The sequence below is a fragment of the Streptomyces sp. 11x1 genome (assembly GCF_032598905.1).
GTDB lineage: Bacteria > Actinomycetota > Actinomycetes > Streptomycetales > Streptomycetaceae > Streptomyces.
In genome coordinates this window covers 2,628,605-2,653,332 of the sequence record NZ_CP122458.1, presented here as the reverse complement: position 1 = coordinate 2,653,332, position 24,728 = coordinate 2,628,605, and the positions used below count along the sequence as shown (strand labels likewise).

Annotated in this window: 20 protein-coding genes and 4 pseudogenes; 15 read left to right on the top strand and 9 right to left on the bottom strand. The window is 71.7% G+C overall.

Annotated features, from left to right (window positions below):
• Positions 1-123: 123 nt before the first annotated feature.
• A complete protein-coding gene (locus tag P8T65_RS11590; protein ID WP_316725337.1) occupies positions 124-699 on the top strand; it encodes a TetR/AcrR family transcriptional regulator in 576 nt (191 codons plus the stop codon).
• A gap of 363 nt (positions 700-1,062) precedes the next feature.
• Here P8T65_RS11590 and P8T65_RS11585 read toward each other — a convergent pair whose 3' ends face one another.
• From P8T65_RS11585 to P8T65_RS11570, 4 genes and pseudogenes are all read right to left on the bottom strand, one after another.
• Complete coding sequence (locus P8T65_RS11585) at positions 1,063-1,440, bottom strand: STAS domain-containing protein (RefSeq protein ID WP_316725336.1); 378 nt, start codon at positions 1,438-1,440, stop codon at positions 1,063-1,065.
• A 146-nt stretch (positions 1,441-1,586) separates the two neighbouring features.
• Positions 1,587-2,333 carry an anti-sigma factor RsbA family regulatory protein gene (locus P8T65_RS11580; protein WP_316731552.1) on the bottom strand — a complete coding sequence of 249 codons (747 nt, stop codon included), beginning with the start codon at positions 2,331-2,333 and terminating at the stop codon, positions 1,587-1,589.
• A pseudogene (locus P8T65_RS11575) lies at positions 2,287-2,445 on the bottom strand (sensor histidine kinase); the annotation flags it as partial. The gene P8T65_RS11580 and the pseudogene P8T65_RS11575, both read right to left, overlap by 47 nt.
• 77 nt (positions 2,446-2,522) lie before the next feature.
• Positions 2,523-2,645, bottom strand: a pseudogene (locus tag P8T65_RS11570) (MerR family transcriptional regulator); the annotation flags it as partial.
• On the opposite strand from P8T65_RS11570, the pseudogene P8T65_RS11565 reads away from it, so the two are divergent.
• Both P8T65_RS11565 and P8T65_RS11560 read left to right on the top strand, forming a co-directional pair.
• Positions 2,644-2,892, top strand: a pseudogene (locus P8T65_RS11565) (GNAT family N-acetyltransferase); the annotation flags it as partial. The pseudogenes P8T65_RS11570 and P8T65_RS11565 sit on opposite strands and share 2 nt — an antisense overlap.
• A gap of 442 nt (positions 2,893-3,334) precedes the next feature.
• Positions 3,335-3,760 (top strand): RICIN domain-containing protein, encoded by a 426-nt coding sequence (locus P8T65_RS11560; protein WP_316725335.1) that lies wholly within the window; start codon positions 3,335-3,337, stop codon positions 3,758-3,760.
• A gap of 247 nt (positions 3,761-4,007) precedes the next feature.
• Here P8T65_RS11560 and P8T65_RS11555 read toward each other — a convergent pair whose 3' ends face one another.
• Complete coding sequence (locus P8T65_RS11555; protein WP_316725334.1) at positions 4,008-6,251, bottom strand: helicase-related protein; 2,244 nt, start codon at positions 6,249-6,251, stop codon at positions 4,008-4,010.
• Between the two features lie 416 nt (positions 6,252-6,667).
• Between P8T65_RS11555 and P8T65_RS11550 the strand changes: the two genes are divergently transcribed.
• The 3 genes from P8T65_RS11550 to P8T65_RS11540 all read left to right on the top strand — a co-directional run bounded on the left by P8T65_RS11550 (position 6,668) and on the right by P8T65_RS11540 (position 8,406).
• Entirely contained in the window at positions 6,668-6,922 is a 255-nt protein-coding gene (locus P8T65_RS11550; protein ID WP_316725333.1) for a hypothetical protein, read from the top strand.
• A gap of 231 nt (positions 6,923-7,153) precedes the next feature.
• The gene (locus P8T65_RS11545; protein WP_316725332.1) at positions 7,154-7,744 is read left to right on the top strand and encodes a hypothetical protein; all 591 of its coding nucleotides are present in this window, start codon (positions 7,154-7,156) and stop codon (positions 7,742-7,744) included.
• The gene (locus P8T65_RS11540) at positions 7,741-8,406 is read left to right on the top strand and encodes a vitamin K epoxide reductase family protein (RefSeq protein ID WP_316725331.1); all 666 of its coding nucleotides are present in this window, start codon (positions 7,741-7,743) and stop codon (positions 8,404-8,406) included. The genes P8T65_RS11545 and P8T65_RS11540 overlap by 4 nt, the downstream gene beginning before the upstream one ends.
• Positions 8,407-8,616: 210 nt before the next feature.
• Here the strand turns inward: P8T65_RS11540 and P8T65_RS11535 are convergent.
• A pseudogene (locus P8T65_RS11535) lies at positions 8,617-9,300 on the bottom strand (acyl-ACP desaturase); the annotation flags it as partial.
• Between the two features lie 299 nt (positions 9,301-9,599).
• On the opposite strand from P8T65_RS11535, the gene ctaD reads away from it, so the two are divergent.
• Positions 9,600-11,327 carry a cytochrome c oxidase subunit I gene (ctaD, locus tag P8T65_RS11530; RefSeq protein ID WP_316731551.1) on the top strand — a complete coding sequence of 576 codons (1,728 nt, stop codon included), beginning with the start codon at positions 9,600-9,602 and terminating at the stop codon, positions 11,325-11,327.
• A gap of 1 nt (position 11,328) precedes the next feature.
• Positions 11,329-11,886, top strand: a complete 558-nt coding sequence (locus tag P8T65_RS11525) for a hypothetical protein (RefSeq protein ID WP_316725330.1) — start codon at positions 11,329-11,331, stop codon at positions 11,884-11,886.
• Between the two features lie 252 nt (positions 11,887-12,138).
• On the opposite strand, the gene P8T65_RS11520 is transcribed toward P8T65_RS11525, so the two are convergent.
• Together P8T65_RS11520 and P8T65_RS11515 are read right to left on the bottom strand one after the other, a co-directional pair.
• Positions 12,139-12,336 (bottom strand): DUF397 domain-containing protein, encoded by a 198-nt coding sequence (locus P8T65_RS11520; RefSeq protein WP_316725329.1) that lies wholly within the window; start codon positions 12,334-12,336, stop codon positions 12,139-12,141.
• Complete coding sequence (locus P8T65_RS11515) at positions 12,333-13,202, bottom strand: helix-turn-helix transcriptional regulator (protein ID WP_316725328.1); 870 nt, start codon at positions 13,200-13,202, stop codon at positions 12,333-12,335. Before P8T65_RS11515 ends, P8T65_RS11520 begins: the two co-directional genes overlap by 4 nt.
• A gap of 144 nt (positions 13,203-13,346) precedes the next feature.
• On the opposite strand from P8T65_RS11515, the gene P8T65_RS11510 reads away from it, so the two are divergent.
• The 6 genes from P8T65_RS11510 to P8T65_RS11485 all read left to right on the top strand — a co-directional run bounded on the left by P8T65_RS11510 (position 13,347) and on the right by P8T65_RS11485 (position 23,225).
• A complete protein-coding gene (locus P8T65_RS11510; protein WP_316725327.1) occupies positions 13,347-13,835 on the top strand; it encodes an ATP-binding protein in 489 nt (162 codons plus the stop codon).
• Positions 13,836-13,866: 31 nt separating this feature from the next.
• Positions 13,867-15,477 carry a TIGR02677 family protein gene (locus tag P8T65_RS11505; protein ID WP_316725326.1) on the top strand — a complete coding sequence of 537 codons (1,611 nt, stop codon included), beginning with the start codon at positions 13,867-13,869 and terminating at the stop codon, positions 15,475-15,477.
• Positions 15,474-16,730, top strand: a complete 1,257-nt coding sequence (locus P8T65_RS11500; protein ID WP_316725325.1) for a TIGR02678 family protein — start codon at positions 15,474-15,476, stop codon at positions 16,728-16,730. The genes P8T65_RS11505 and P8T65_RS11500 overlap by 4 nt, the downstream gene beginning before the upstream one ends.
• Positions 16,731-16,737: 7 nt before the next feature.
• Positions 16,738-20,943 (top strand): TIGR02680 family protein, encoded by a 4,206-nt coding sequence (locus tag P8T65_RS11495; RefSeq protein WP_316725324.1) that lies wholly within the window; start codon positions 16,738-16,740, stop codon positions 20,941-20,943.
• Positions 20,940-22,292 carry a TIGR02679 family protein gene (locus P8T65_RS11490; protein WP_316725323.1) on the top strand — a complete coding sequence of 451 codons (1,353 nt, stop codon included), beginning with the start codon at positions 20,940-20,942 and terminating at the stop codon, positions 22,290-22,292. Before P8T65_RS11495 ends, P8T65_RS11490 begins: the two co-directional genes overlap by 4 nt.
• A gap of 378 nt (positions 22,293-22,670) precedes the next feature.
• Entirely contained in the window at positions 22,671-23,225 is a 555-nt protein-coding gene (locus P8T65_RS11485) for a DUF1707 domain-containing protein (RefSeq protein WP_316725322.1), read from the top strand.
• On the opposite strand, the gene P8T65_RS11480 is transcribed toward P8T65_RS11485, so the two are convergent.
• Positions 23,216-23,779: a DUF4396 domain-containing protein gene (locus P8T65_RS11480; RefSeq protein ID WP_316725321.1), complete on the bottom strand. Its 564-nt coding sequence runs from the start codon at positions 23,777-23,779 to the stop codon at positions 23,216-23,218. The genes P8T65_RS11485 and P8T65_RS11480 overlap by 10 nt on opposite strands.
• A gap of 225 nt (positions 23,780-24,004) precedes the next feature.
• Here P8T65_RS11480 and P8T65_RS11475 point away from each other — a divergent pair, with 225 nt between their 5' ends.
• Complete coding sequence (locus P8T65_RS11475; protein WP_316725320.1) at positions 24,005-24,724, top strand: DUF5134 domain-containing protein; 720 nt, start codon at positions 24,005-24,007, stop codon at positions 24,722-24,724.
• Positions 24,725-24,728 lie beyond the last annotated feature (4 nt).

Here is a 24,728-nt window from a genome sequence, read left to right as displayed (position 1 = left end):
CACCCACGGGTGCCGGAGCGCGTGAGGCTCGGCAGCGGCAGGGCCACGGTGCCACCGAAGGGCATGCGCTGCCCGGGGAATCGGGAACCGCTAAACGCAAGGACTGTGCTTTAGGCTGGTGGGATGAGCACCAGGCAAAGGGCTCGCCCCGGCGGGCGCAGCGCACGCGTCCAGGTGTCGGTGCACACCGCCGTACGGGAACTCCTGGAGGAAAGGGGCCGCGACGCACTGACCGTCCCCCTGGTCGCACAGCGCGCCGGAGTCACCCCGTCGACCATCTACCGGCGCTGGGGCAACCTGCAGGAACTGCTCTCGGACGTCGCGGTGGAGCGGCTGCGACCCGACACCGCCCCGGAGGACCACGGCGACCTGCGGTCCGATCTGACGGCGTGGGCCGAACAGTTCCTCGACGAAATGACGTCCCCCTCGGGCCGCGCCTACATTCGCGACGCCCTGCTCGGCGACCCGGACGGCAACAACGCCGGCCAGTGCTCGGCCTACGCGGCCGAACAGATCAACGTCATACTCGCCCGAGCCGCCGACCGCGAGGAGCACGGTTTCGACATCGAGACGGCCATGGACCGCATCGTCGCCCCCATGATGTATCGCATCCTCTTCCGTCCGGCCGGGCTCGACGCCGCGTACGCCCACCGGCTGGTGACCGAGCTCTTCGGTGGACGCGGGAAGGGCGAGCAGTGACCGGGCGGCCGTCTCCGTCGCCTGCGACAGCACCCGCGCGGCCCACGTCTTGACGGACGCTCCGGCGATTTCGATCGGCGCCCCGTGAGACGGACACGAGGGCGCGGGGTCTGGCAGGAGGCGAACGCACCGGCGGCGCCCACGGACCATAGGACCGTGGGCGCCGGCGCGGTCAGCTGGAGGCGGCCGGCTCGCTACGCGCTGGATGTGTCGGCGGGCCGCCGGGGCGCGGGCAGCGGTTGCTCCGGGGCGTGCGACCACGTGGGCGCCGCCCGTGGCGCCGCACCGCCCGTTCCCGGGCAGGGTGCGGTGCCTGCCATGCAGTCGTCTTGTTCGAGGGCTGCGGGTTGCCCTTCATTGTCCTCAGGCGCGGTCGAGTGACTCCCCGGTATCGGCACAGGCGCGTGCGTCGTGCCCATCGAGCGCAGCGTGCACGGTGAGGAAGACGGGGAGGAGCGTGTCGAGGCCGAGGAGGCGCCACACCTGCCGGTAGTGGTCGCTGAGGGAGGCGAGGCGCAGGGCGCCCGCATGGCTGTCGAGCGCGCTGGACAGCGCGACGATCACGCTGACACCCGAGGAGTCGAGGTACTGCACGTCGGAGGCGTCGAGTACGAGGGTGGTGCAGCCCTTTTCGATCAGCTCTTGGCACCGGGCGCTGATGTCGGAGGCGTTCTCGTGGTCGACCTCGCTCGGCAGCCGGACAACCGTCGTGTCCGCGTGCTGCACCCGCACCCTCAGCATGGAGAACCGACTCCCATCCCTATCGTTCCGGCCCGTGCCCCGGCGCCTGTCCGTTCGCCGCACTCGCGTCTACCCCGGGGCGACCTCGGCACGCGTGCCTTCGAGCGCCGCGTCGTCGAGCAGACCCATGGGCGCCGCCGGCGGGCTTACCCGGGGAGCTCGGTGTGCAGGCGGATCGTGTTCCCGTCGTGCGGCGTGGACCGGATCTCGACGAGATCGCAGAGCTGGTGGACGAGCCACAGCCCGCGACCACCCACCTGCCTCGCGGTCGGCATCGTACGTCCGGCCAGTGGGTCCTCCAGGTAGCCGGCGTCGCGGAACTCGCAGACGAGCCGTCGTTCCTCGCTCCACGTGCGCAGCACGCCGTGTCCGCCGCCGTGACGGATGCTGTTGGTGGCCACCTCCGTCGCGGCCAGATGCAGCTCGCGCAGGCGCCGACCGGTCAGGCCGTGCTGCTCGGCGCAGGCGGGGATCTTCTCCCGGAGGGCGGGCAGGTCGCCGCTGGTGTAGAGGAACTCGTCGTACGGGTCACAGGGGCCGGTGAGGGCCGCGAACTCGTACGGTGCCCGCGGGTCGTAGTCCTCGGACAGCACCGTCCGGCCGTCCCTGCGGATCTGCGGGTGGCAGCGTGCCATCCGGGTCAGGGCGGCGTCGTCACGTGCGACGTCGTAGGGGCACAGCAGCCACCAGGCCGGGCCCTGGGCGAAGGCCTTGTTGAGCAGCCACTCGTGGTAGTGCAGTTCCATGGCCTCGGCGGCACTGCCGACCTGGTTCCAGGGGGGATTCGCCGATCCCGCGGACGGGCCGCCCCTCCGAGACGCGCTCCTTGATCCATTCTTGCCAGGCGGCGATGAGCCGTCCCGGATGATGCGCCACCCGACTGGTGTCGACATAGCGCACGGTGTCCCCCTCACGGACCTGGGCACGCAGCAAAGACGCCTTTTCCTGAGGCACGGCCACGACGACGGCCCCGTCGCCTTCGAGCGCTTCCTGGATGAAATCCACGGCGCCCGCGACGAACTCGTCGCTGCCGGAGTACGGATACAGCTCGTGCCGGTATCCCGTACAAGCGGCCGCCACTGCAGCAGACCGCGCAGCCGGCGCAGGTGCCCGACCGCGTCGGTGGCCGGATCGTCCACCAGGGTCGCGATCTCGCGCAGTCCGAAGCCCAGGCGCCGGTAGCCGAGCACCTCCCGCAGCCCTTCCGGACACGGCCCCATCGCCGAGATCGCCTGGGTGGTGGGCACCCCGTGGCAGGGAAGAGGCATCGCCACCGAAGCAGCCCGAGAACTCGTCGACTGGCTCAGCCAGCAGCAGATGCAGACAGTTATCGCCCATATCCACCCCGAACGTCAGGCATCCGCTGCCGTCGCCACCGCCGCCGCCGGACTCACGCCCACCGGCAAATGGCACGAAGGCGAGATTCGATGGCGCCGGAGCATCAGGCGATAGCTTCACCGATCCACAGGTCTTGACTATTACTCCCAACCCCCTCCCGTAAACGCACCGGTGTTGCACGAAGCGGGACGCCATCCCGGACAGACCGCAGTGTCCCGCGGTGACGTTCCGCACCGAACCACGGACACCTGGTGGCTTGTGGCGTGGGCGTTTCGTGTGAGACGTGGATCACGGTGATGAGGAAAACCCGTTGCTCTGGGCGGGCGTCTGGAGGGTGTGGGTTCCGTGGGAGCAGTGCTGCACCAGGTGCGGTGAACCTCCTGTTGTGAAAGCCGAGAGAAGGCAGAGGAAGTTGAACATGGTTGACATGCGGAGGCGGGACGTGAGGCGGGCAGACAGCGCACAGGCCGTCAGCCGGGCTTCGGCTGGGGGGCTGCTCTCGCGTCGTTTGAGGGCTGGGGTGCTGGCGCTGGGTCTGTCCGCCGGTTTGGCTTTCATGAGTGCCGCTCCCGCATCTGCTGCGCGCTCCATCGGCACGGACTTCCTGCGCAACTGGGCAACCGGGCTGTGTCTGGACAGCAGTGACGGCGGGGAGAGCGGCCGGGGCTTCGTCTACACGAACCCCTGTACGCAGGGGAATGACTACCAGACCTGGAGCGTGGAGTTCCAGGGCCACGACACCTACGACCAGGTCAAGATCCGGAACAAGGCGACCGGGCTGTGCCTGTCCAGGACCTTCGGTCTGTCCACGCTGTCCTGCGGCGACCCGAACACCGAATGGGATGGTGTCGGATCGGACTGGAGCAGGGTCGAGCTCAGGGCGCCCGGAGCCGGCCAGTGCCTGGACAGCGACAGCAACGGGAGCGCGTATGTTCTGGGCTGCAATGGCGGCGGTAACCAGAAGTGGAAGCTGGGCTACTGACCCAGAGGGCTGCTGACGTTGTGGTAGGGCTGTCCGGCCGGGGCGGGCAGCCCTTCTCGCCGGCGCCGTCGCCGGCGCCGACAGCCCTCGCCCGGAGCCGGGGCCGCCGCCAGCTGACAAGCCCCAGGAGCCCGTGCCCGGCGGCGAAGTGCGCCCGGACCTGCGTGGCGACGGGCGGGGCACGCCGAGCGATGTCCGGTATCGCGCCCCACCTTGTCGCGCTGGTCCGGGCCAGTGCGCGCGTCAGTCAACTCGTTGAGCGTCCCGAGCGGTCGCTCTCGGCCTGCCACTGAATGGGGATGTCCTGGGTGGTCGTGACCCGCGAGGTGCGCAGCGTTCTCCTTCGGCCCCGAGGAGTTCGTCCAGCATCTGGCGGACCTCGTTGCGGCTGACCTTGTCGTAGTCGGCGGCCGGCACCCGTCGCAGCAGGCACTGGTGGACCGTCCATGCCCTTCTCCTGGCACGGGCAGTGCTCGATGACGTCGCGTGCCCTGAGCAGCACCTCCCGAAAGCCGTCCGCGGAGGCCAGCCGGTGCAGGTAGCCGGTGCCGCCGGGCAGCCGGTCGTAGACGACCAGGAAGCGCCGGGGCCAGTCGGTCTCCGGGTCGCCCGCGTCGTCGGGCATGGTGGCCTCGGCGATGTCGATGTGGTCGGGATCGCCGCCGTAGCGGGCGGCGATCCCCGCGAACAGGGCGGCGGTGAACGACGCGAGGCGTTCCTTGAAGCGGGCCACGGAGGCGGGCAGCAGGATGCGGACGGCCTCGGTGGTCAGTTCGTGGGCCAGCAGCAGGGGCACGTCCCGGCCCGCGCCCCGCGCTCCGGCCGTGCTCGCCGAGGCGCCGCGGATCCGGCGGCGCGGGCACCACAGCAGATGGTGTGCCGAGGTCGGGGCGCTCGTCGCGCCGGACTCGGTGAGCGCGTGCTGGGGCACGTCCACGACCGGGCTGCCGTCGCGCCGCCGCACGAGGTGCAGACGTAGAAGGGGTTGAGGCGGACGTCCTCCCCGGCGAGCGGCACCGTGCTGCTGCCGTCCTCGCGGTCGAGACCGAGGTTCAGGGTCCGGATCGTGGCGTGGCGGGTGAAGTCCACGCCGAAAACCGCCTTCTCGTGCCGCCAGGATCCGGGAACGAGGCGGTCGGGGTCGATGTCGACGGTGGTGAGGGTCGCGTAGCGCCTGCGGTCGCGTTCGTCGCGGTCGTCGCGCACCCTGGCGTCCTCGCGTCTGTCGCGGGACAGCACCCCGCCGGGGACGCAGCACGTACTGGACGCAGCCCGCGTCGGCGATCTCCCGGCCGCGGCAGCGCGGGCACGGCGTCGTGTCGCGCTCGGCGTTCTCGGTCCGCACGTAGCCGCAGGCGGGACAGAGCCGCCACACCGACCAGGAGCGCCGGTCGGGACCGCCGATGTCGAGGGCGCGGACCACGTGCCGGTAGCCGTTGACGTAGAAGCTGTTGCCGGGGGCGAGTTCGGTAAGGGCGAGGGTGCTGGACCGTTCGTAGCCCCGGGTCTCGCTGCGGTAGACCTTGGTCCCGGACGGCCGGGACCCCTCGTCCCGCGGGCCGTCCTCCTCGTCGGAGGTTTCCGACCAGTACAGCGTGGCTTCCAGCCGGGTGGTGTCCGTCAGGCTGTAGTTCGGCAGCAGTCCGAGGTCCACCAGGGTGGCGTGCGCGGCGGACTGGCTCAGTTCCCGCAGCAGGTCCCCGGCGGCACGGCGCTCGGCCAGCAGTTCGCGCCGCTCCCGGTCCTGCGCGTCGTCGGACGAGGCGAGCTGCCCGGCCGCCTCGTCGATCGCCGCGATCCTGCGGCGCACCTCCTCGCGCCGGCCGGTCCAGTCCTCCTCCGCCTCCTGAAGCACCCGGACGATCCCGCCGGTCGCGTACGCGCGCAGCTCGTCCGCCGCGTGCTCCGAGACGCCTTCCAGGTCGGTGTCCTGGCCGTCGCCGGCGGGGAACAGGGCGAGGAAGTCCTCCACGAGGCTCGCCACGTGGGTCTGTGCGGCGTCGGCGAGATCCTGGCACCATCCGCCGGTGCCGAACAGGGCGGACGACAGCCGGGGCACGGGCGGGAGGGTCCCGCCGTCGGAGGTCCGCAGTTCCCCGCGGGCCGCCAGGTCCAGGAGCCGGGCGGTGTACTGGCGGCGCAGGATCTCCACGGCCGACAGATAGCAGCCCGGCGGCAGGATGGTCCCGGCGATCATCTCCCGTGGCTCGTCCAGGTAGTACAGGTCGCGTGCCCGGCGCCCGCCGAACGCGACCACCAGCGCGTTGCCGGTGCGTCGTCCGGCCCGCCCCGCCCGCTGCACGTAGTTGGCCGGCCCGACGGGCAGGGACCCGAGCAGGACGGCCGACAGGTCACCGATGTCGATGCCGAGTTCCAGGGTTGGGGTGCACGACAGGACGTTGGGGTCGGTGTAGTGCGTGCCCGCCTTGAAGGCACGCTCGACGCGCTCCCGTTCGGGGCGGCTCAGCATGCCGGTGTGCTCGGCCGTCACCACGCGGAACGTGCCGCCCGTGAGGTACAGGCGCCGGTAGTAGTCCCGGCGGTAGTCCCGCTCCCGTACGGGCCGGTCGTGGCGTGCGGCTTGGAGCCCGGTGACGGACAGGTCGGGCTGCGGCGCGGTCAGCCGTCCCTTGCACCGGTAGCGGGGGCAGGGATGACCGTACCAGCGGGTGCGCCGCTCGGGGACGACGACCTGCTGCCAGCCGCAGTCCTCGCAGGCGACGAAGGCCTTGTTGACGACGGCGTCGTCGAGCAGCCGTACCTGGATGTGACCGGGCTGGAGCCCGTACGCCCAGGTCTGCCGGTCACGGGTGGTGCGCGCCGACAGGACACCGGCGTCGGCGAGGTGGGGCAGCAGCCTGCGCGCGCAGGCGGAAGCGGAGGCGCACGAAGCAGTGCGTCAGGAGTGTGACGTCCTCCTGGCCTCCGGCATCTCGGAGGGGTGAGGAGCTGACCGGGCTCGGGGAGCGGGCGTGGCGGGAGGTGCGAGGGCGGCGTATCGGCCTGATCCCGCAGGACCCAGGCGTCAGCCTCGACCCGGTCGAGCAGATCGGCGCGCAGGTCGCCGAGGTGCTCCGGGTACACCGCCTGGCCAGCGACGGGGACGCCCCCGCCCGAGCCGTCGCTCTCCTCGGAAGGGGCACGGCCGCCGAGCAGGTCTGACGGGCTCCATCGCAAGCGCGTCGGCATTCTCGGGCAGGGCCGTTCGGCCCTTGTCGCCGGTTGCACGTACTGACTTCACTGATCCTGCGGTTCCGCCCGTGCGCCGACGCTTTGGATCCCGCCTGTGGGCATGGTCTTGCGGCCCCGCTCATGGGCGAGGCGGGCGGGGCCGTGCAGTGCGAGGACGAACGGCAGAGCGAGAGCACCGCACGACAGGAGGTGAGCGGAGAGATGATCTTGGCGGTCGGGCACGCCGACCTCGCTTCGCAGACGCTGAAGCTGGTGGAGGCCGAGTTGCGGGCGGTGCTGGAGCGCCTGCCCGAGCGGGTGCCGGGGCTGGTGCGCGTGGGAGCGGGGGTGCCGGTGGCGTTCAGCCGGGCGGTGCGGGCGGCGGGTCGGGAACTCGTCGTGGTGATTCCCACGCAGGGGATGGTGCCGGCGTTGCTGCCGCAGCGTGACCGGGCGGCGACCGGTGAGGTGCTGGTCCTCGCCCAGCAGGTGCGTCTGATGGCGTACGACCCGGCGGACCGGGACGCGTGTATCGGCGAGGACGAGCGGATGATCGCGGGATGTCGTCAGCTGCTTGCCGTGTGGGACGGCTCGCCGTCCAACGGCCGTGATGCCACCGCGCATCTGGTGGCATACGCCCGGGCCCACGGCGTTCCGGTCGAGGTCGTGTGGCCAAAGGGGGCAGCCCGCGGGGCCGTCCCCGGCGTACCGGAGCCGGACAACGGCCGTGTTCCGCGCGGCGGCAGCGACGTGTCGACCACTGTGGGCCCCCGGCCCACCCCGAACAGGGCCAAGGCGGAACAAACCCGATGACCGGCACCACCACGACCGTGCACCATCTCACCACTGCGACTCAAGGGGGCGGAGAAGAGCGGGAGATCACGTCGGCGAGCACGAGCGGGGCCGGGCGGGCTTTCGCCTGGCTGCTGATCGTGTCCGGCGCCCTTGGCGTCCTCGCCTCCTTCGTCATCACCATCGACAAGTTCCAGCTCCTCGCGGACCCCGACTTCTCGCCCTCGTGCAACCTCAGCCCGATCCTGTCGTGTGCGAGCGTCATGAAGAGCGACCAGGCTTCCGTGTTCGGCTTCCCCAACCCGCTGCTCGGCCTGCTCTCGTACCCGGTGGTCGTCGCGATCGGCGCGGCACTGCTGGCCGGGGCCCGCTTCCGCCGCTGGTTCTGGCTCGGGCTGAACGTCGGCACGTTGTTCGGCGCAGGGTTCTGTATGTGGCTGATGACGCAGGCGCTGTACGAGATCGGCGCGCTGTGCCTGTGGTGCTGCCTGGCATGGGCGGCCACCGTCGCGATGTTCTGGTACGTCACCGCGCACAACCTGCGGCACGGGATCATCCGTGCGCCCCGCGTCCTGGTGGCCGGGGTGCTGGAGTTCCACTGGGCGGTACCGGTCACCTGGTACCTGAGCATCGTGATGCTGATCGCCACCCGTTTCTGGGACTACTGGCAGACCCTGCTCTGAGCCAGCGGGCCCCCGCACGGCCGCGCTCGGCGGGTGGGCGGGCGCGGAGGTTCGTAGGCCCGCGACCGGGAGCGCACCCCCGGGCCGGGTGATGACGCCGTCGCGGGAACCTGCGAGGGAGGCATGACCGCCGGCTCGGTTCACCGCCGCGTTCCGGCCCGTACCGCTGCACCGCCAGGCCGGTGACGGCAGGCGCCGCCCGGCCGCCGCTCAGCCCTTCGCGGCCGCGCGCCGCGCCAGGATGACGGTCCTGCGCTCGTCGAACCGGGTTGCCTGCGTGTCCGGTGAGCCGAGGAACTCGCCCAGTTCCTGCTGGGCCTTGGGTCCCTCGGGCCCGAGGCCGGTCAGGTGCAGGACCTTGAGGTGGCGCAGCACCGGCTGGAGGACGTCGTCGTGGTGGACGCGCACGCTGTAGCCGCCGCCGAGAGCGATCTCGACGGCGGCGCGCCCGAAGCCCGGCAGGCCGTGGCCGGGCATCCTGAAGCCGCTCACCACGTCGGCGACGGCGCGCAACGCCTGGTCGAGGGCGATTCCAGGGCGGACTTGAGCAGACTGCGGTAGAGGACCATGTGCAGGTTCTCGTCGGTGGCGATGCGCGCCAGAAGACGGTCGCAGACCGGATCGCCCGGGCCGCGCCCGGTGTTGCGGTGCGAGATGGGGTGGCCAACTCCTGGAAGGCGACGTACGCCACGGTGTGGAGTGGCGAGTGCCGGTTGTCGGAGACGAATCCGCCGCGGACATGTGGGGCATACGAGCCTGCTCCAGTGCTGCCGGGTCCACCGCACGCGACGCCACCAGGTAGTCCCGCATGGCCATGGAGTGCCGGGTTTCCTCCGCGGTCCAGCGGTGCACCCAGGTGCCCCGCACGCCGTCGCGCCCGAAGAGGGTGGCGATGCATCCGGTCCGGCACGTCGAGCCGAAGCCGTGACGGCGCTGCGGTCGGGGGTGGTGATCCGGGCACTCCGCGCGCTCGTGGACCGGTCGGTGCTCAGCAGCGTACGACCGGCGTGCGGGGCGATGCGCGCCGCGCCGCTCGGCGACGCGAAGTGGGGACGTTGGACCCCCGTGCAGGGTCCTGGGAGGGGCCCTTCGGCCCTATCCGGACCCGGTACCCCACCGCCGATCATGAGGCGGCGACAAGGAAGAGTCAGGTGAACATCCCGCACCACGGCACTTCTCGGCTCGTCGACGACATGAGCAGATGGGGAGGGCGCCGTCCGGTGGACGAGGCACAGATACAGAAGTTGGGGACCGAGCGGCCGCGAGCCGCGGTTGCCGTGGCCGACGAGGCATCCGGACGGGCGGAGCACACGGCGGGCGGATCGTCGTGGACGGACTGGCTGACGACCACCGACCACAAGAAGATCGGGACGATGTACCTGGTCACCGCGTTCGTGTTTTTCATCGTCGGCGGGGTGATGGCCCTGATGATGCGCGCCGAGCTGGCCCGTCCGGGCACGCAGATCATGTCGAACGAGCAGTTCAACCAGGCGTTCACCATGCACGGCTCGATCATGCTGTTGATGTTCGCGATGCCGCTGTTCACCGGCTTCGCCAACTGGATCATGCCGCTGCAGATCGGCGCTCCGGACGTGGCGTTCCCGCGGTTGAACATGCTCGCCTACTGGCTCTTCCTGTTCGGCTCGTCGATCGCCGCGTTCGGCTTCCTCACGCCGGGCGGCGCCGCCGACTTCGGCTGGTTCCTGTACGCGCCGCTGTCCGACGCCGTCCACTCGCCGGGCCTCGGCGCCGACATGTGGATCATGGGCGTGGCGCTGTCGGGCTTCGGCAGCATCCTCGGCGCGGTCAACTTCATCACCACGATCATCTGTATGCGTGCGCCCGGCATGACCATGTTCCGGATGCCGATCTTCACCTGGAACGTGCTGCTGACCGCGCTGCTGATCCTGATGGTGTTCCCGGTGCTGGCGGCGGCCCTGTTCGCCCTGGAGTGCGACCGCAAGTTCGGCAGCCATGTCTTCGACGCGGCCAACGGCGGCGCACTGCTGTGGCAGCACCTGTTCTGGTTCTTCGGTCATCCAGAGGTGTACATCCTGGCGCTGCCGTTCTTCGGGATCGTCTCCGAGGTGATCCCGGTCTTCTCCCGGAAGCCGATGTTCGGCTACATGGGCCTGATCGGCGCGACGATCGCGATCGCGGGCCTGTCGGTGACGGTGTGGGCGCACCACATGTACGTCACCGGCGGCGTCCTCCTGCCGTTCTTCTCCTTCATGACGTTCCTGATCGCGGTGCCGACGGGCGTGAAGTTCTTCAACTGGATCGGCACCATGTGGAAGGGCTCGCTCAGCTTCGAGGCGCCGATGCTGTGGACCACGGGCTTCCTGATCACCTTCGTCTTCGGCGGCCTCACGGGCGTGATCCTGGCCTCGCCGCCGATGGACTTCCACCTCTCCGACTCGTACTTCGTCGTCGCGCACTTCCACTACACGGTCTTCGGCACGGTCGTGTACGCGATGTTCGCCGGCTTCCACTTCTGGTGGCCCAAGTTCACCGGCAAGATGCTCGACGAGCGCCTCGGCAAGATCACCTTCTGGACGCTCACGGCGGGCTTCCACCTGACCTTCCTCGTCCAGCATTGGCTGGGTGCCGAGGGCATGCCCCGCCGGTACGCCGACTACCTGGCCGCCGACGGCTTCACCGCGCTCAACACCCTGTCCACGATCGGGTCGTTCCTGCTGGGCCTGTCGATCCTGCCGTTCTTCTACAACGTCTGGAAGACCGCCAAGTACGGTAAGAAGGTCGAGGTCGACGACCCGTGGGGCTACGGCCGTTCGCTGGAGTGGGCGACCTCCTGCCCGCCCCCGAGGCACAACTTCACCATGCTGCCGCGGATCCGCTCCGAGTCTCCGGCCTTCGACCTCCACCACCCCGAGATCGCCGCGGCCGAGGCGGTGAACTGAGGTGTCGCACACCGTCCCGGCGATGGGCGCCGCGCTGGTGACCGCCGCCGGCTGCGTCTGGTACCTCCCTGCCCTCGCCGACCTGCGCGCCGGGGCAGACCGGCCGGTCTCCCGCCGCACCGCGGCGGTGGCCTGCCTGACCGGCTGGAGCACGGCCGCGGTCGTCGCCGCGGTGCTCTTCGCCGGCGTGGTGTGGCAGGCGGCCTGCGTGGTGGCGGTGGCGGGTGCGACCGTCGCGGCCGCGCTGCGGATCCGTGCCGCCGCGCAGCACCGCCAGGAGGTGCGGGAGATCGCCCGTCACTGGGCGGCGCTGGCCCCCGGCCCGCCCGGACACGGCCGCTCCCGGCAGGCCTTCGCCGCCCTCCTCGCCTGCGGACTCGCCGCCGCCGTGGCCACGGCGGCCTTCCTGGTGGCCGCCGGCCCGGAAGACGGCGCGGACTGGCTGATGATCGTTACAGCGCCCGCGGCGGTCGTCGGCCTGACCCTCGCCATCGCGGCGACGCGCACACGTATGGTCGTCCGTCGCACCATGGCGGGCCGTACGTGGCCCCCGCGATAGGGGAGCGTGTCGGTGGTGACGCCCATCTGACGCTCCGGTGCGCCAGAGCCCTTCTGCCGACCTGGGAAAGGCTGTCAGGCGAAGCCAGGAACTGTAGGTCCGGCCAGTGCTGTTCGTCGCGACCACCCGTGTCCGTGACACCCTGCGGATCAGCTGGTACGGGAAGCCGAGCCCGTACTTGCCCAATTAGAGGTGTGCGTGAGCCCTGACACCCCCGGATGGGCGGCAGGGCTCACGTTTCGCGTACGACCGTCAGGCCTTCCCGATGAACTTGGCCCACGCCTCACGCGAGACACGGACGACGGGTCCGGCCACGGTCTTGGAGTCACGGATGTGTACGGCTCCCGGGTCGGCCGCGACCTCGACGCACTGACCGCCTTCGGTTCCGCTGTAGCTACTCTTGAACCAAGCGAGGTCGGACGCGACGGTTGAGGACTCAGCGTTGCTCATAGCGATCCCAACAACCCTTCGATCAACTTCAGCGACTCTCGCGGAGTGAGAGCCTGCGATCGGATGATCCCATAACGGGCGGCGGCGAGAACCGTCTGCTCCGAGTCGGTCTCAAGGGTGCTGGTCGCATGTGCCTCGGAGTACACGAACTTCTTGCCGTCTTTATGCGTGAGGACTGTGAACGGTCCATTCACACCCGCGTTGTCCTCGCAATCGACCGGCATGACTTGAATCTCCACGTTCCGCTTGTCGCCGATCAGTAGAAGATGCTCCAACTGCCCCCGTAGGACATCCTTGCCGCCGTAGCGGTGTCGCAACACCGCCTCGTCCATCACGAAGCTCAGCAGTGGTGCGGGCCGACGGTCGAAGATGTCCTGACGGGCTAGTCGGGCGGTCACCCGCTGCTCGATCGTTTCCTGGTCAAGGGGAGGACACCGCATGGCGAGCAGGGCCCTCATGTACTCCTCAGTCTGCAGCAGGCCGTTGACGACATGGGTGTCGTACATGAGCAGCTCCAAAGCCCCCTTCTCCAGCGTCGCCATCCCCTGGAAGAACACCGGATACTGAGCCCGCTCCACCTGCTCCTTCCACACCGTCAGCAACCCACCCGCGTCCAGAACCTCGTCCGCTCGCTCGATGGTCCTGGGCGCCGGAATCCGCCGCCCCTGCTCGTACGACGCGACCGTGGACGCCGAGTATCCGATCCGCCGTCCGAACTCCTCGCGCTCCAGGCCCGCCCGCACCCGCAGCGTCTTCATCGTCTGCCCGAACGCGATGACCACAGCCTGGCCGGACGTGTCCGCCGTCGCTTGCCCCGAGCCGTCCGCCACCACGGTCTCGGCCCTCTCGCCCGTACCCTCGGTCATCGCCACCGCCTCCCTCGCTCAACGCGGCCCCGGCGGCCTCGTCACGCCGCGCACCTCGTACCCGTACCGCCTCGCCGCGTACAACGGCCCGCGTCGGTGCGTCACCACTGGTCACGCTACGCGACCGGAGACACCGTTGTCGGCATGACGAGCCAACTCCCCAGCCCCATCAGCGCCTCGCAACTCATGTCCCCCGGCGATGACTTGAGCCGCACCTTCGAGATGCGTTTCACCTCCACACCACGGGGCGCCCGCCTCGCCCGCCGACTGGCCGCGCACCGGCTGGACACCTGGGGCATCCCGTACGGCACCGGTCGGCACGAAGAGATCGTGCTGGTGGTCGGTGAGCTGGCCGCCAACGCCGTACGGCACGGCCACGTCCCCGGCCGGGACTTCCATCTGCTCCTCCACGCGAGCGCACCCGCCCGCACGGTCAGGATCGAGGTCGCCGACACCCGTACCGAACGCACGCCGCCCGAGCCGGAAGCGCTACCGGCCCCCGGCCCGGAGGGCACCGGCGGCCGAGGGCTGCTCCTGGTCGCTGCGCTCGCCACCCGCTGGGGCTGGCACCTCCGGCCCGAAGGCCCGGGGAAGACCGTCTGGGCGGAGTGCGTGTTCACGACTCGGACGTGAGCCCGTGACCGTGGTGGAAGAATGTGGCGAGATGACCCCCAGCGACTACAGCCCCTTCGCCCACCTCACAGCCCCCAACGCCCTCCTCTACCGCCAGGTCATGCGGGCCTTCCTCGTCGCCAAGGAGCGGTTCGCGGTGCATCTGCGGCCGGAGGACGTGTACGCGGTGCTGGACGCGGGGAGCCGGCCCGCCGAGCTCGAAGCAGTGACGCAGGCGCTGGACAAGCTCGTGGAGTGGGGCAACCTGCGGGCCGACCCGGACCACGCGCGGGTGACGGCGGTCGAGGACTTCTACCGCAGGCGGTTCATCTACCAGCTCACCCGGGCCGGCGAGGCGGCCGAGGCGGCGCTGGGGACGTACGACGAGGTGCTGGGGCGGCGCGGGGAACTCCAGGCGGTCGCGCTGCACGACATCGTCACGCAGCTACGGGCACTGCTGGTGATCGCCGCGGAGGACGAGCCGGACCCGGCCAAGACGTACATCGCCCTGTCCGTGCTGACGGCGCGGTTCACCGATCTCGCCGACAACGCCCGTGCCTTCATGGGCTCACTGCAGCGCACCATCGACCTGCACGACATCGAGGTCGAGGCGTTCCTCGCCTACAAGGACCGGCTGATCCAGTACCTGGAGCGCTTCATCCAGGACCTCATCACCCTCGGCGGGCGGATCGCCCTGCTGATCGGGGAACTGGAGGAGCAGGAGGGCGTCGGCCCGCTGCTGCGGAGCGCCGCCGCCCGCGAGGCCGCCGACGCCGCTCCCGAGGAAGCCGAGCAGGCCGAGGCGGTCGCATACCAGCGGTGGGCCGCACGGTGGTCCGGGCTCGCCGAGTGGTTCGTGTCGGGGGAGGGACGGGAGTCGCAGGCCAGGCTGCTGCGCGGACGGGCGCTGGGCTCGATCCCGCAGCTTCTGGCCGTCGTACGGCAGCTCAACGAGCGGCGGGCCGGACGCTCGGACCGATCGGCCGACTTCCGTACCCTGGCCCGCTGGTTCGCCCAGGCCCCGGACGACGAGGCACGGCACCGGCTGTGGCGCGTGGCGTTCGGACTGCACTCCTCCCGGCACCTCACCGTCGACGCCGAGACCCTCGTCGAGCGGACGGCCTCCCCGGAGCCGGCCTCCACCCCGTGGACCGAGGCGCGACCGCTGCGGGTCAGCCCCCAGCTGCGCCGCACGGGTAGTTACGAGCGGCGTGGCAAGCCGCGCAAGGTGGCCGACCGGAGCGAGGCCAGGCGCCGGCTCGCCGAAGTCGCCGCCCGGCAGTCGGCGGAGACCAGACGGGCCAGGGACCGGCTCGTGACGGGCGGACCGGTGCGGCTGTCCCGGCTCGGCGAACTCGACCCGCTCGCCTTCCAGTTGTTCCTGCGGCTGCTCGGCGACGCGCTCGCCACCTGGCGGCCGGGCACGACGACCACCGCGGCCACCAGCGGGGACGGATCGATGGAGATCAGGTTGACTGCCCTCGACGACGGATCGACGGCCGAAGTGCACACGCCCGACGGTGTGTTCAGCGGCCCCGACCACCTGATCGACATCGTCGACCTCACGGTCGGGCACGGTCATGCTGCCGCGCCGGCATCGACGTCCGTTCCCTTCCCGGTCCCCCGACGGGACACCGTTCCCCAGCTCGCGGAGGACCGATGAGTGGCCCCCTCGCCGATGTCCTCGACGGCCAGCGGCAGGCCGACCTTCAGAAGGCCGCACGAGCTCTGCTGAAGGAGCCGCTGCTCACCGCCGACGGGCCGTACGCCGACGAGTTCCGGCTGGTGCGTCGGCACACCGCCGAGCTGCGGGAATGGTTCGAACGCAACGTCGGCTGGACACTGCGCACGGACGCCGACGCCGCACGGCTGCGCAAGACGCCGGGCACCCTCACCGACTCCACGCACCCGGCGCGCGAGGCCGCCCGCAGTGCCCTGCCCTTCACCCGCCGCCGCTACGTCCTGCTCTGCCTGGCCCTGGCCGCGCTGGAACGGGGCGAGTCACAGGTGGCGCTCGGACGCCTCGCCGAGCAGGTCGTCCTGGCCGCCGCCGATCCCGAACTCGTCGCCGCCGGGATCACGTTCACGCTGGAGCGGCGTGACGAGCGCCTCGACCTCGCGGCCGTCGTCCGCGTGCTGCTGCGGCTCGGGGTACTGCGGCGGGTGGCCGGCGACGAGGACGCCTACGTCAGCGGATCGGGCGACGTGCTGTACGACGTGCGGCGGCGCGTGCTGGCCGGAGTGCCGGCGTCCCTGCGGGGTCCGTCCATGGTCGAGGCGGAGGGCTTCGAGGAGCGCCTGGTGGAGATGACCGCCTGGACCGCCCTGGACAGCGACGAGCTCAGGTTCCGGGCGGTCCGCTGGAAGCTCACCCGCATCCTCCTCGACGACCCGGTGCTGTACTACGACGACCTGACCGACGACGAACTGGCCTACCTCACCCGGCAGCGCGGCTTCATCACCGCCCGCATCAACGAGCTGACGGGACTCGTCCCGGAGGTCCGGGCCGAGGGCATCGCCATGGTCGACCCACTGGACGATCTCACGGACGTGCGCATGCCGGAACAGGGCACCCACGGGCACATCACGCTGTTGCTGGCGGGGTACCTGGCACGGGCGGGCCGGGCGGTGGAACCGGCGGAGCTGGCGGCCCGGGTACGGGAACTGGCCGTGGAACACGGAGGGTTCTGGGCCAAGTCGGCGAGGGAACCGGGAGCCGAGCCCGAACTCGTCGAGCAGGCCCTCACCAAGCTGGTCGCGCTGGGACTGGCCGAGCGCACCGAAAAGGGCGTCGTACCGCGGCCGGCCCTCGCCCGGTACGCGGTCGGCGAGCCCGTCGTCAGGGAGCCCGGAGGGGCTCGACGGCCCCCCGCCACGACCGCGCAGCAAGTGCAGCCCGTGCAGGACGAAAGGTGAACACCCAGTGACCGCGCTCCCCGCTCCCGCTCCCGGCAGGTGGCGCCCCCTGCGCATCGGACTCGTCGATCTCTTCCACTACGACATCGAGGAGTTCTGGTTCCGCGACGGTCGGTTGCTGCTGCGCGGCAACAACGGCACCGGCAAGTCGAAGGTCCTCGCCCTCACCCTGCCGTTCCTCCTGGACGGAGACCTGTCCGCCCGCCGCGTCGAACCCGACGGCGACCCGGGCAAGCGCATGGAGTGGAACCTGCTCCTGGGCGGCGCCCACCCGCATCCCGAACGGCTCGGCTACACCTGGATCGAGTTCGGCCGGCTCGACGGCGCCACGGGCGAGGCGCACTTCCGCACGCTGCTGTGCGGAATGAAAGCGGTCGCCGGACGCGGCATCGCCCGCCACTGGTACGCGGTCACCGCCCAGCGGATCGGCGCAGGCCTCGACCTGCTGGACGCGACCGGGACGGCACTGTCCCGGGACCGGCTCGCCGAGGCCCTCGGCGGCCACGGCATGGTGTACGACACGGCGAAGGCCTACCGCAGGGCCGTCGACGAAGCCCTCTTCGGTCTCGGGGAGCGGCGCTACGGCGCCCTGGTCGACCTCCTGATCCAGCTGCGCCAGCCCCAGCTGTCCAAGCGCCCCAGCGAGGCCGCACTCTCCCGGGCACTGACCGAGGCGCTGCCGCCGATGGACCAGGCGGTCGTCGCCGACGCGGCGGAGGCGTTCCGGTCACTGGACGAGGAGAAGGAGGAACTGCGGGCGGCCCGCGAGGCCGAACAGGCGTCCTCGGCGTTCCTCGACCACTACCGTCGCTACGCCCGCCTCGCCTCCCGGCGTCGCGCCCGCCTGCCCCGCCGCGAACACGCCCGGTACGAGCACCTGCAGAGAGAACTCGGCAAGGCACAGACGGACCGCGACCGGGCCGAGGCGGACCGCGAGGAGGCCAGGCAGAGGGGCGCCACCCTGGATGAGCGCGCCGCGCGGCTGGCCGCCCAGGAAACCGCACTGCGGTCCCGGCCCGAGATGCGCGACGCCCGCGCGCTCGACCGGGCGGCGGACGACGCCTCCCGCACGGCCGGAGAGCTGAAGCGGGCCGAGGCGGACCGGCGTACGGCGGCCGAAGCGCACACCCGGGCCTTGGGGCGGCTCGCCACCGCGGCCAACCGGCTCAAGTCCGCCCGGGAGACGCTGGACGGCATCAGGGACGAGGTGGTCGAGAGCGCCACGGCCGCCCGGCTCGACGTCCCCAGGACGGAGGGAGCCCCCGAGACGGTCCTGCGCCGGGAGGCGGACGAAGCGACCGCGAGCAGGCGGCGCGCCGTCGAGCACGTGGCGGAGCTCGTCACGGGGGCCGAGCAGGCCGAAGAACGGCACCGTGTCGCCAGGGTGCGCGCCGACGAGGCCGACGAGGAGGTCGTGCACGAGGAGGAGCGGCTGGCCGAGGCGCGGGAGCACGTCGCCCTGGCCGGGCGGGCCCTGGTCACAGCCGTGCGTGAGCGGCTTTCCGGGTGCGTCGAGCTGCGCGTGCCGGGGCTGCCCGGGGTCTTGGACGCGGTCCAGGACTGGGCGAGTTCACTGGACGGGCCGCTGCCCGCCCGTACGGCGGCGAGCGAGGCGCATCGCGCCGCCGCCGCCGGCCTGGCCGACCACGCGGCCGGACTGGCCCACCGCGAGGCGGCGACGAACGAGCGGCAGCGGCTCGCGGTGGAGGAACTCACCACCCTCGAAACGGGTGGGGAGCGCGGCCCGGCGACCCCTTACACGCGCACCCCCGGCGTGCGGGACCGGGGCCCCGGTGCTCCTCTGTGGCGACTGGTCGACTTCCGTCCCCACCTCGCCGAGGCCGACCGCGCGGGACTGGAAGCTGCGCTGGAGGCTTCCGGACTCCTCGACGCCTGGGTGCGGCCGGACGGCTCCACGGTCGCGGCGGACGGTCATGATGTGCTGCTCGACCCGGTCGGGCTGCTCGGCGGAACCGGCCTCGACCGCGCGCTGTGCCCGGCGGTCGACCCCGCCGACGCGGGGGCCGCAGCCGTGGGGGAGGAGACGGTCGCGCGCCTGCTCGCCTCGATCGGGTTGGCCGCCGGCGACGGCGACGGGCCCGGCGAGCCCGCCCGGGAGGCCGACGGCCACGACACCTGGGTCTGCGCCGACGGGCGTTTCCGCGTCGGCGCGCTCACCGGAAGCTGGGCCAAGGACAGCGCCCAGTATGTGGGAGAAGGGGCGCGGGAACAGGCGCGTCGCGTCCGGATCGCAGAACTGCGCGCCGAGATCGACGGCTTGACCGCGGAGAGGGAACGACTGGCCGAGGAGTCCCGCGCCGTTGCCGGGCGGCGTGCCGTGTTGGACGCCGAACTCGCCGCACTACCGGACGACGACGACCTGCGGCACGCCCACGCCCGTGTCACCGCCGCGACCGAAGCGGTTCGCCGAGCCCGTGCCCGGAGGGACGAGCGGGCTGCCGAACTCGCCCCGGCGACATCGGGGGCCGAGCGCGCGGCGGCCGAACTGGCCGACACGGCGGCCGCCCTGAACCTCCCCACCGACCACACGGCACTGGGCGCCGTGCGCCAGGCGCTCGCCGACCACACCGCCCTCCTGGCGGCCCTGTGGCCCGCACTGCGCGAACGCGTCGACGCCGAACGCGCGGTGACCGGCGAACAGGAGGAGACCCACCGGGCCGAACTCCTCGTGTCCGAACTCGCGGCGCGCGCCACGGAGGCGGGCCGGGCGGCCGCGGCGGCGGACGAACACCTCACGACGCTCCGGTCCACCGTCGGAGCGGCTGTCGCCGAGCTGCAGAGGCAACTGGAGGAGACGGCCGAGGCGGCCCGGGTCTGCGAGCAGGAACAGGGGCAGGCCCGGGCGGAGTACGGTGACGCCGACCGGCGGGCCAGCCGTGCCGAGGGACGCATCGAGCGGCTCGCCGAGGACGTCGTCGAGGCGACCGCCGCGCGGGAGGAAGCCGTCGCGGCGCTCCAGCGGTTCGCCGCGACGGGACTGCTCGCCGTCGCGCTGCCCGATGTCCAGGTGCCGGACGACGGGGGAGGGGCGTGGGCGGCGACCCCCGCCATCGCCCTCGCGCGGGCCGTGGAGTCACGGCTCTCCTCGATCGACGACACCGACGCGGCCTGGGAGCGCGTGCAGAAGCGGCTGAGCGAGGAGTTCGGCCGGCTCCAGGACGCGCTGTCGCGGCACGGCCACAGCGCCACCGCCCGTCCGAGCGAGGACGGTATGCGGGTCGACATCGTCTACCAGGGCCGGGAGCGGGCCGTGCCCGAGCTGGCCGAGGCGCTGGCCGTGGAGGTGACGGAACTGACGCGCATCCTGTCCGCACGCGAGCGCGAGATCCTCCAGACCCATCTGATCACCGAGGTCGCCGGAACGCTCCAGGAACTGATCGGCGCGGCGGAACGACAGGTGGCGGCCATGAACAGGGAACTGGAGGAGCGCCCGACCTCCACGGGCATGAAGCTGCGGCTGGTGTGGAGGGCGTCCCGCCGGGCCCCGCAGGGACTGGCCCGGGCCCGCGAGCGGCTGCGTCAGTCCGCGGACGCGTGGTCGCCCGAGGACCGGGCCGCGGTCGGCGCGTTCCTCCAGGAGCAGATCGCCCACCGGCAGGCCGACGACAGCTCCGGCAGCTGGCTGGAGGACCTCACGGCCGCCCTCGACTACCGTTCCTGGCACGAGTTCGGCGTCGAACGCCACCAGCACGGCAAGTGGGTACCGGCCACCGGACCGGCCTCGGGCGGGGAGCGTGTGCTGGCCGCGTCCGTCCCCCTGTTCGCAGCGGCGTCGTCGCATTACGCGAGCGCGGGCGGCGCGCACGCCCCGCGCCTGGTCACCCTGGACGAGGCGTTCGCCGGCGTGGACGACGACTCGCGCGCCAAGTGCCTCGGTCTGCTGCGCGCCTTCGACCTCGACGTCGTCATGACCAGCGAACGCGAATGGGCCTGCTACCCCCAGGTGCCGGGCATCGCCATCGCCCAGCTCGCCCGTGTCGACGACATCGACGCCGTACTGGTGACGCGGTGGGAATGGGACGGCAGCGAGCGGCGGCGTGGGACGGAGCCCGGTGCCCGACCGGACGCGCTCGTGGCTGCCGGTGGCGGCGACTCCGACGAGAGGCCCGACGGGCCGGTGAGTCCATCGCGTGAGCCGGAGCGGGCCGCCGCGGTCGACAGCGCCGACGGACAAGGGGCCCTGTGGACGTGAACCATTCGGCGATCCCGCCCGACCGCGACGGAGGCCGGGCGGCGCCCGGACGCGCGACACCGCCGGACGCCGGCGCGGACGAAACGCCGATGGGGCCGCCGCCGGCAGAAACCGGGGCCGATATCGACACCGAGCGTCTCGGACGCCTGCTCGGCGATCCCGGCCTCGCCTGGTTCGTGGACCGCGTACGGCAGCGCATGGCCCGCGGCCGGCCGCTCACCGGCTCCGTCACCTTGTCCGATCCCGATGAGTTCCAACAGCGCGCCGCCGAAAGCCTGCTGGGACGGGCGCCACGAGCCCGCGGCTCCCTCACCATCCGTCTTGCCACGGTGGACGAGATCCTGCGTCGCTCCGGTGTCAGCCCCGGCGGACTGGCGGCGGCCGTCGTCGCCCTCACCGGCCCTGTCGTACTCCGCGCCGAGGCACGGAACAGGGAGGAACGGGCCTGGGAGGAGGCGTACGCCCCGCTCGGCGATCTCGACGCGGAGCTGGCCCGCTGGGCCGAGCGGATCCGCCGTGACGGTCTCGTACGACGTCTCGCCCGAACACCGGAAGCAGCGGCCCCCTTGGTGGAGGCCGCCGTGCGCGCACTGCGTGCGCTGCCCGTGTCGCCCCCGACATCGAGGGCGACGTTCGCCGCACGGAATCTCTCGGGCGCCCATGCCCTGGACGAGGGGACGCCGCTCGCCACTCTCGTGCTGTCCGGCATCCGTTGCCTCACCGGCTTCCCCGACGGCTCCGGTGCGCAGTGGCGGCGGGAGGCGTGGGCCTCGGCGGGTCTGCTCAAGGACGACCTGTCATCGACCGTCCTCACCCTCAACCTGCGCGGTACTCCGGCCCTCGCCTGGATGGCAGACGCAGGGGAACCCGCTGTGCTGACGCTCCGCTCCCTCACCCGTCTCGCACCGGTGGCCTCCGCACCTGTAGAGGGAACCGTTCACATCTGCGAGAACCCGGCAGTGCTGTCCGCCGCCGCCGACACTCTCGGCCCGGCGTGTCCGCCGATGGTGTGCCTCCAGGGGCAGCCGTCGGCCGCCGCGCTCACCTTGCTGCGCGAGCTGTCCATGCGGGGAGCCCTCCTCCTCTACCACGGAGATTTCGACTGGGGCGGCGTGCGTATCGCCGGGGCTCTGGCGCGAAGCGTCCCTTGGCGGCCGTGGCGCTACACCGCGGCCGACTACCGGGCAGCAGTAACCACAGTGACCGAGGCCCCGGACCTGACGGGCCCGTCCGCCGCGACTCCCTGGGACCCCGCCCTGGCGGTCGCCCTCGCCGAGCGCGGCGTCCGGGTCGAGGAGGAAGCGGTGCTGGACGACTTGCTCACGGATCTTGGATCGGGGCTCCGTTGAGCCGCATCCCGGGAGCGCGGTGGGTCCGGAGCCGTTCGGCGCGTCTCCATGGCGTGTGCTGAAGGGCATACCCACTTCCGGGCGGACAGCAGCGAGTACGCGGTCCCCAGCCGGGGCGTGGGAGCCAGCGACTTGACGTGGAACGTGGCGTCCTGGCGGTGGTAGAACCTGGGTGCGCGGCGAGCGGGCCGATGTCAGCAGCGGCGGCGACCCGCAGTGGCAACGGGCCGTGGGGAACGGGGCCAGTGTGGTCCAGGCGGCGGCGAAGCCGGTCACCTTTTTCCCGGCGAAGGCCGGCGGGGCCTGCCCCGAGGTGTCGCGGCCTCGCCCGTTCGGTGAGGAGGGGGCGCATCGTCTGCCCGGCAGTAGGGTGAAACGGTGACCCTTTTACCGGAGGACTCGCCGCAGCCGATCGGTGAGGGTGACCGTGAAACGGCCGTGCGGCGCCTGCAGACGGCGTACGCCGAAGCGCTCATCTCCCACGAGGAGTTGGACGAACGCCTGCATCGCGTGCTCACCGCCGAGGTGCGCGGTGAACTCGTGACAGCCCTGGCCTCGCTCCCGGAGGAGGAGCCGGGTGCCGCGTCGACGATCGGCGCCGCGGGCGGACGGATCAAGCGGCGCGGTGCGTGGCGGGTGCCTCGGGTCCTCAAGGTCGGGTCCGCCTACGGAAGGGTGCGGCTGGATCTGTCGCGGGCGATCATCGAGCATCCGGTCGTCGACATCGAGCTTCAACTCGGAACCGGCGGAGCCAGGATCACGGTGCCTCGTGACGCGGTCGTCGACGTCGAGGGTGTGACTACGGGGTGGAAGGACCTGCGCTACCGGGCCCCGAGGCGTTCCCGCTCCGGCGGGCCGGTGATCCGGATCTCCGGGGCCATGGGGTTCGGGCGGCTGAAGGTCCGTCACGCCTGGCGTCGAGTTCAGTGGTAGGCGTGCACGACGGCGTGGCCCTTGCCCCGGCCGATCATCCACTTGTTGACCGGCGTGGTGATGAGGAAGGCGACCCCGAAGCCGCCGAGGAGGGCTGACCAGAACAGGGCGTCGTCCAGGTGGGCGTCCAGCGCGCCCGGGGTGAGGGCGATGATGGCGTTGTCGACCAGCTCCATCACGGCGATCGAGACGGTGTCGGCGGCCAGGGCCACCTTGATCGCGCTCTTGAGGTCCAGGCCGGCCCGCCGCACCGCGAACAGGGTGAAGGAGTAGCCGAAGAGGAACGCGAGCGTGATGGCCAGGACCATGGTCTGTACGTTGCCCCACCTCAGGGCCGTGCCGATGGCCATGCCCAGGATCTCGCCGATGGCGCACCCGGTGAGGCAGTGCAGGGTGGCCTTCGCCGCCGTCGCCCAGGAGGCCCCTCCGTGCCCTCCATGGCCTGCATGAACTTCGTGGCCTCCATGACCTTCGTGGCTTCCTTGCGGGTCGGTGTGCCCGGTGTGGTCGTGGGTGGTGCCGTCGTGGCCGGTCCTGTGGTCCGTGTGGTCCATGACCTCTTCCTCCTTCTCCGCCCTTGGTGGCCCGTGGTCGGGCTCGCTGCCAGGTTATACCCCTGGGGGGTATATGGCCAGGGGTGCGCCTGGGCGCCTCGGGTACCCCTGGAGGCGGTTCGGTTCACCCGTCTGAGACGGATGGGCGGTCGCTGCGTACTAAGCGGGTACGTAGAAGTCGACGATCGGTGAGCCGGATCTCCGGCCCCGTGAAGGGGTGGCGACGTGGCTGGACACCTTCTTGGCTGGGCGCTGGTGGCGCTGGGCGCCGGGGCGGCCGTCGGGAACCTCGTACGGCTGGCACTGGTCAGAGGCTGGGTCCGGTACGAGGCAGGGGCCGAGGTGGTCATGGGTGTGGGGATGGCCGTCATGGCGGCGCCCCCGACCGCGAGTCTCTACGGCACGTACGGCGTGTGGTGGGCGGCCCTGTTCGGGCTGCTCTGTCTCGGCGGCGTGGCCCTGTCCGTCCGGCATGCCGTACTCGGCGGTGTGCGGCAGCTGCGGCACGGCGCCCATCTCGTGATCGGCAGTGCCGCCATGGTGGTGATGACCCTGGCCATGCCCGGCGCCGCCTCGGGACCGACGCTCGCCCTGGCCGGCTCCTCCGGGCACGGCCATGGGGGCGCTGCCGGGATGGAAGGCATGAGCGGGATGGAGGGCATGGGAGCCCATGGCGTCACCGAGGCCGCCGCCGCGTCGGGCTCCGCGATGGTGTGGCGCGTCGCCTTCTGGGTCCTGGCCGCCTACTTCCTGGCGTCCGTGGCGCTGGCCGTCCGCGCGCGGCTGCGGGAGCCGGGCGGATCGTCCGCCGGGTCGGCCGCCCGGGCCCGCCACCGCAGGGCGTCGCGCACCCCTGACGTGCTGTCCGTCCCGAACGCCCGCCTGGCCGGTCACATCGGTATGGGCGGCTCGATGGCGACGATGCTCCTGGTGATGACCGTCTGACCCG

Excerpts from the sequence above, each read along its gene's own strand:
- P8T65_RS11590 (WP_316725337.1), top strand. The coding sequence starts at position 124 with ATGAGCACCAGGCAAAGGGCTCGCCCCGGCGGGCGCAGCGCACGCGTC.
- P8T65_RS11585 (WP_316725336.1), bottom strand. The coding sequence starts at position 1,440 with ATGCTGAGGGTGCGGGTGCAGCACGCGGACACGACGGTTGTCCGGCTG.
- P8T65_RS11580 (WP_316731552.1), bottom strand. The coding sequence starts at position 2,333 with ATGTCGACACCAGTCGGGTGGCGCATCATCCGGGACGGCTCATCGCCG.
- P8T65_RS11560 (WP_316725335.1), top strand. The coding sequence starts at position 3,335 with ATGAGTGCCGCTCCCGCATCTGCTGCGCGCTCCATCGGCACGGACTTC.
- P8T65_RS11545 (WP_316725332.1), top strand. The coding sequence starts at position 7,154 with ATGATCTTGGCGGTCGGGCACGCCGACCTCGCTTCGCAGACGCTGAAG.
- P8T65_RS11540 (WP_316725331.1), top strand. The coding sequence starts at position 7,741 with ATGACCGGCACCACCACGACCGTGCACCATCTCACCACTGCGACTCAA.
- ctaD (WP_316731551.1), top strand. The coding sequence starts at position 9,600 with ATGAGCAGATGGGGAGGGCGCCGTCCGGTGGACGAGGCACAGATACAG.
- P8T65_RS11520 (WP_316725329.1), bottom strand. The coding sequence starts at position 12,336 with ATGAGCAACGCTGAGTCCTCAACCGTCGCGTCCGACCTCGCTTGGTTC.
- P8T65_RS11515 (WP_316725328.1), bottom strand. The coding sequence starts at position 13,202 with ATGACCGAGGGTACGGGCGAGAGGGCCGAGACCGTGGTGGCGGACGGC.
- P8T65_RS11510 (WP_316725327.1), top strand. The coding sequence starts at position 13,347 with ATGACGAGCCAACTCCCCAGCCCCATCAGCGCCTCGCAACTCATGTCC.
- P8T65_RS11505 (WP_316725326.1), top strand. The coding sequence starts at position 13,867 with ATGACCCCCAGCGACTACAGCCCCTTCGCCCACCTCACAGCCCCCAAC.
- P8T65_RS11500 (WP_316725325.1), top strand. The coding sequence starts at position 15,474 with ATGAGTGGCCCCCTCGCCGATGTCCTCGACGGCCAGCGGCAGGCCGAC.
- P8T65_RS11480 (WP_316725321.1), bottom strand. The coding sequence starts at position 23,779 with ATGGACCACACGGACCACAGGACCGGCCACGACGGCACCACCCACGAC.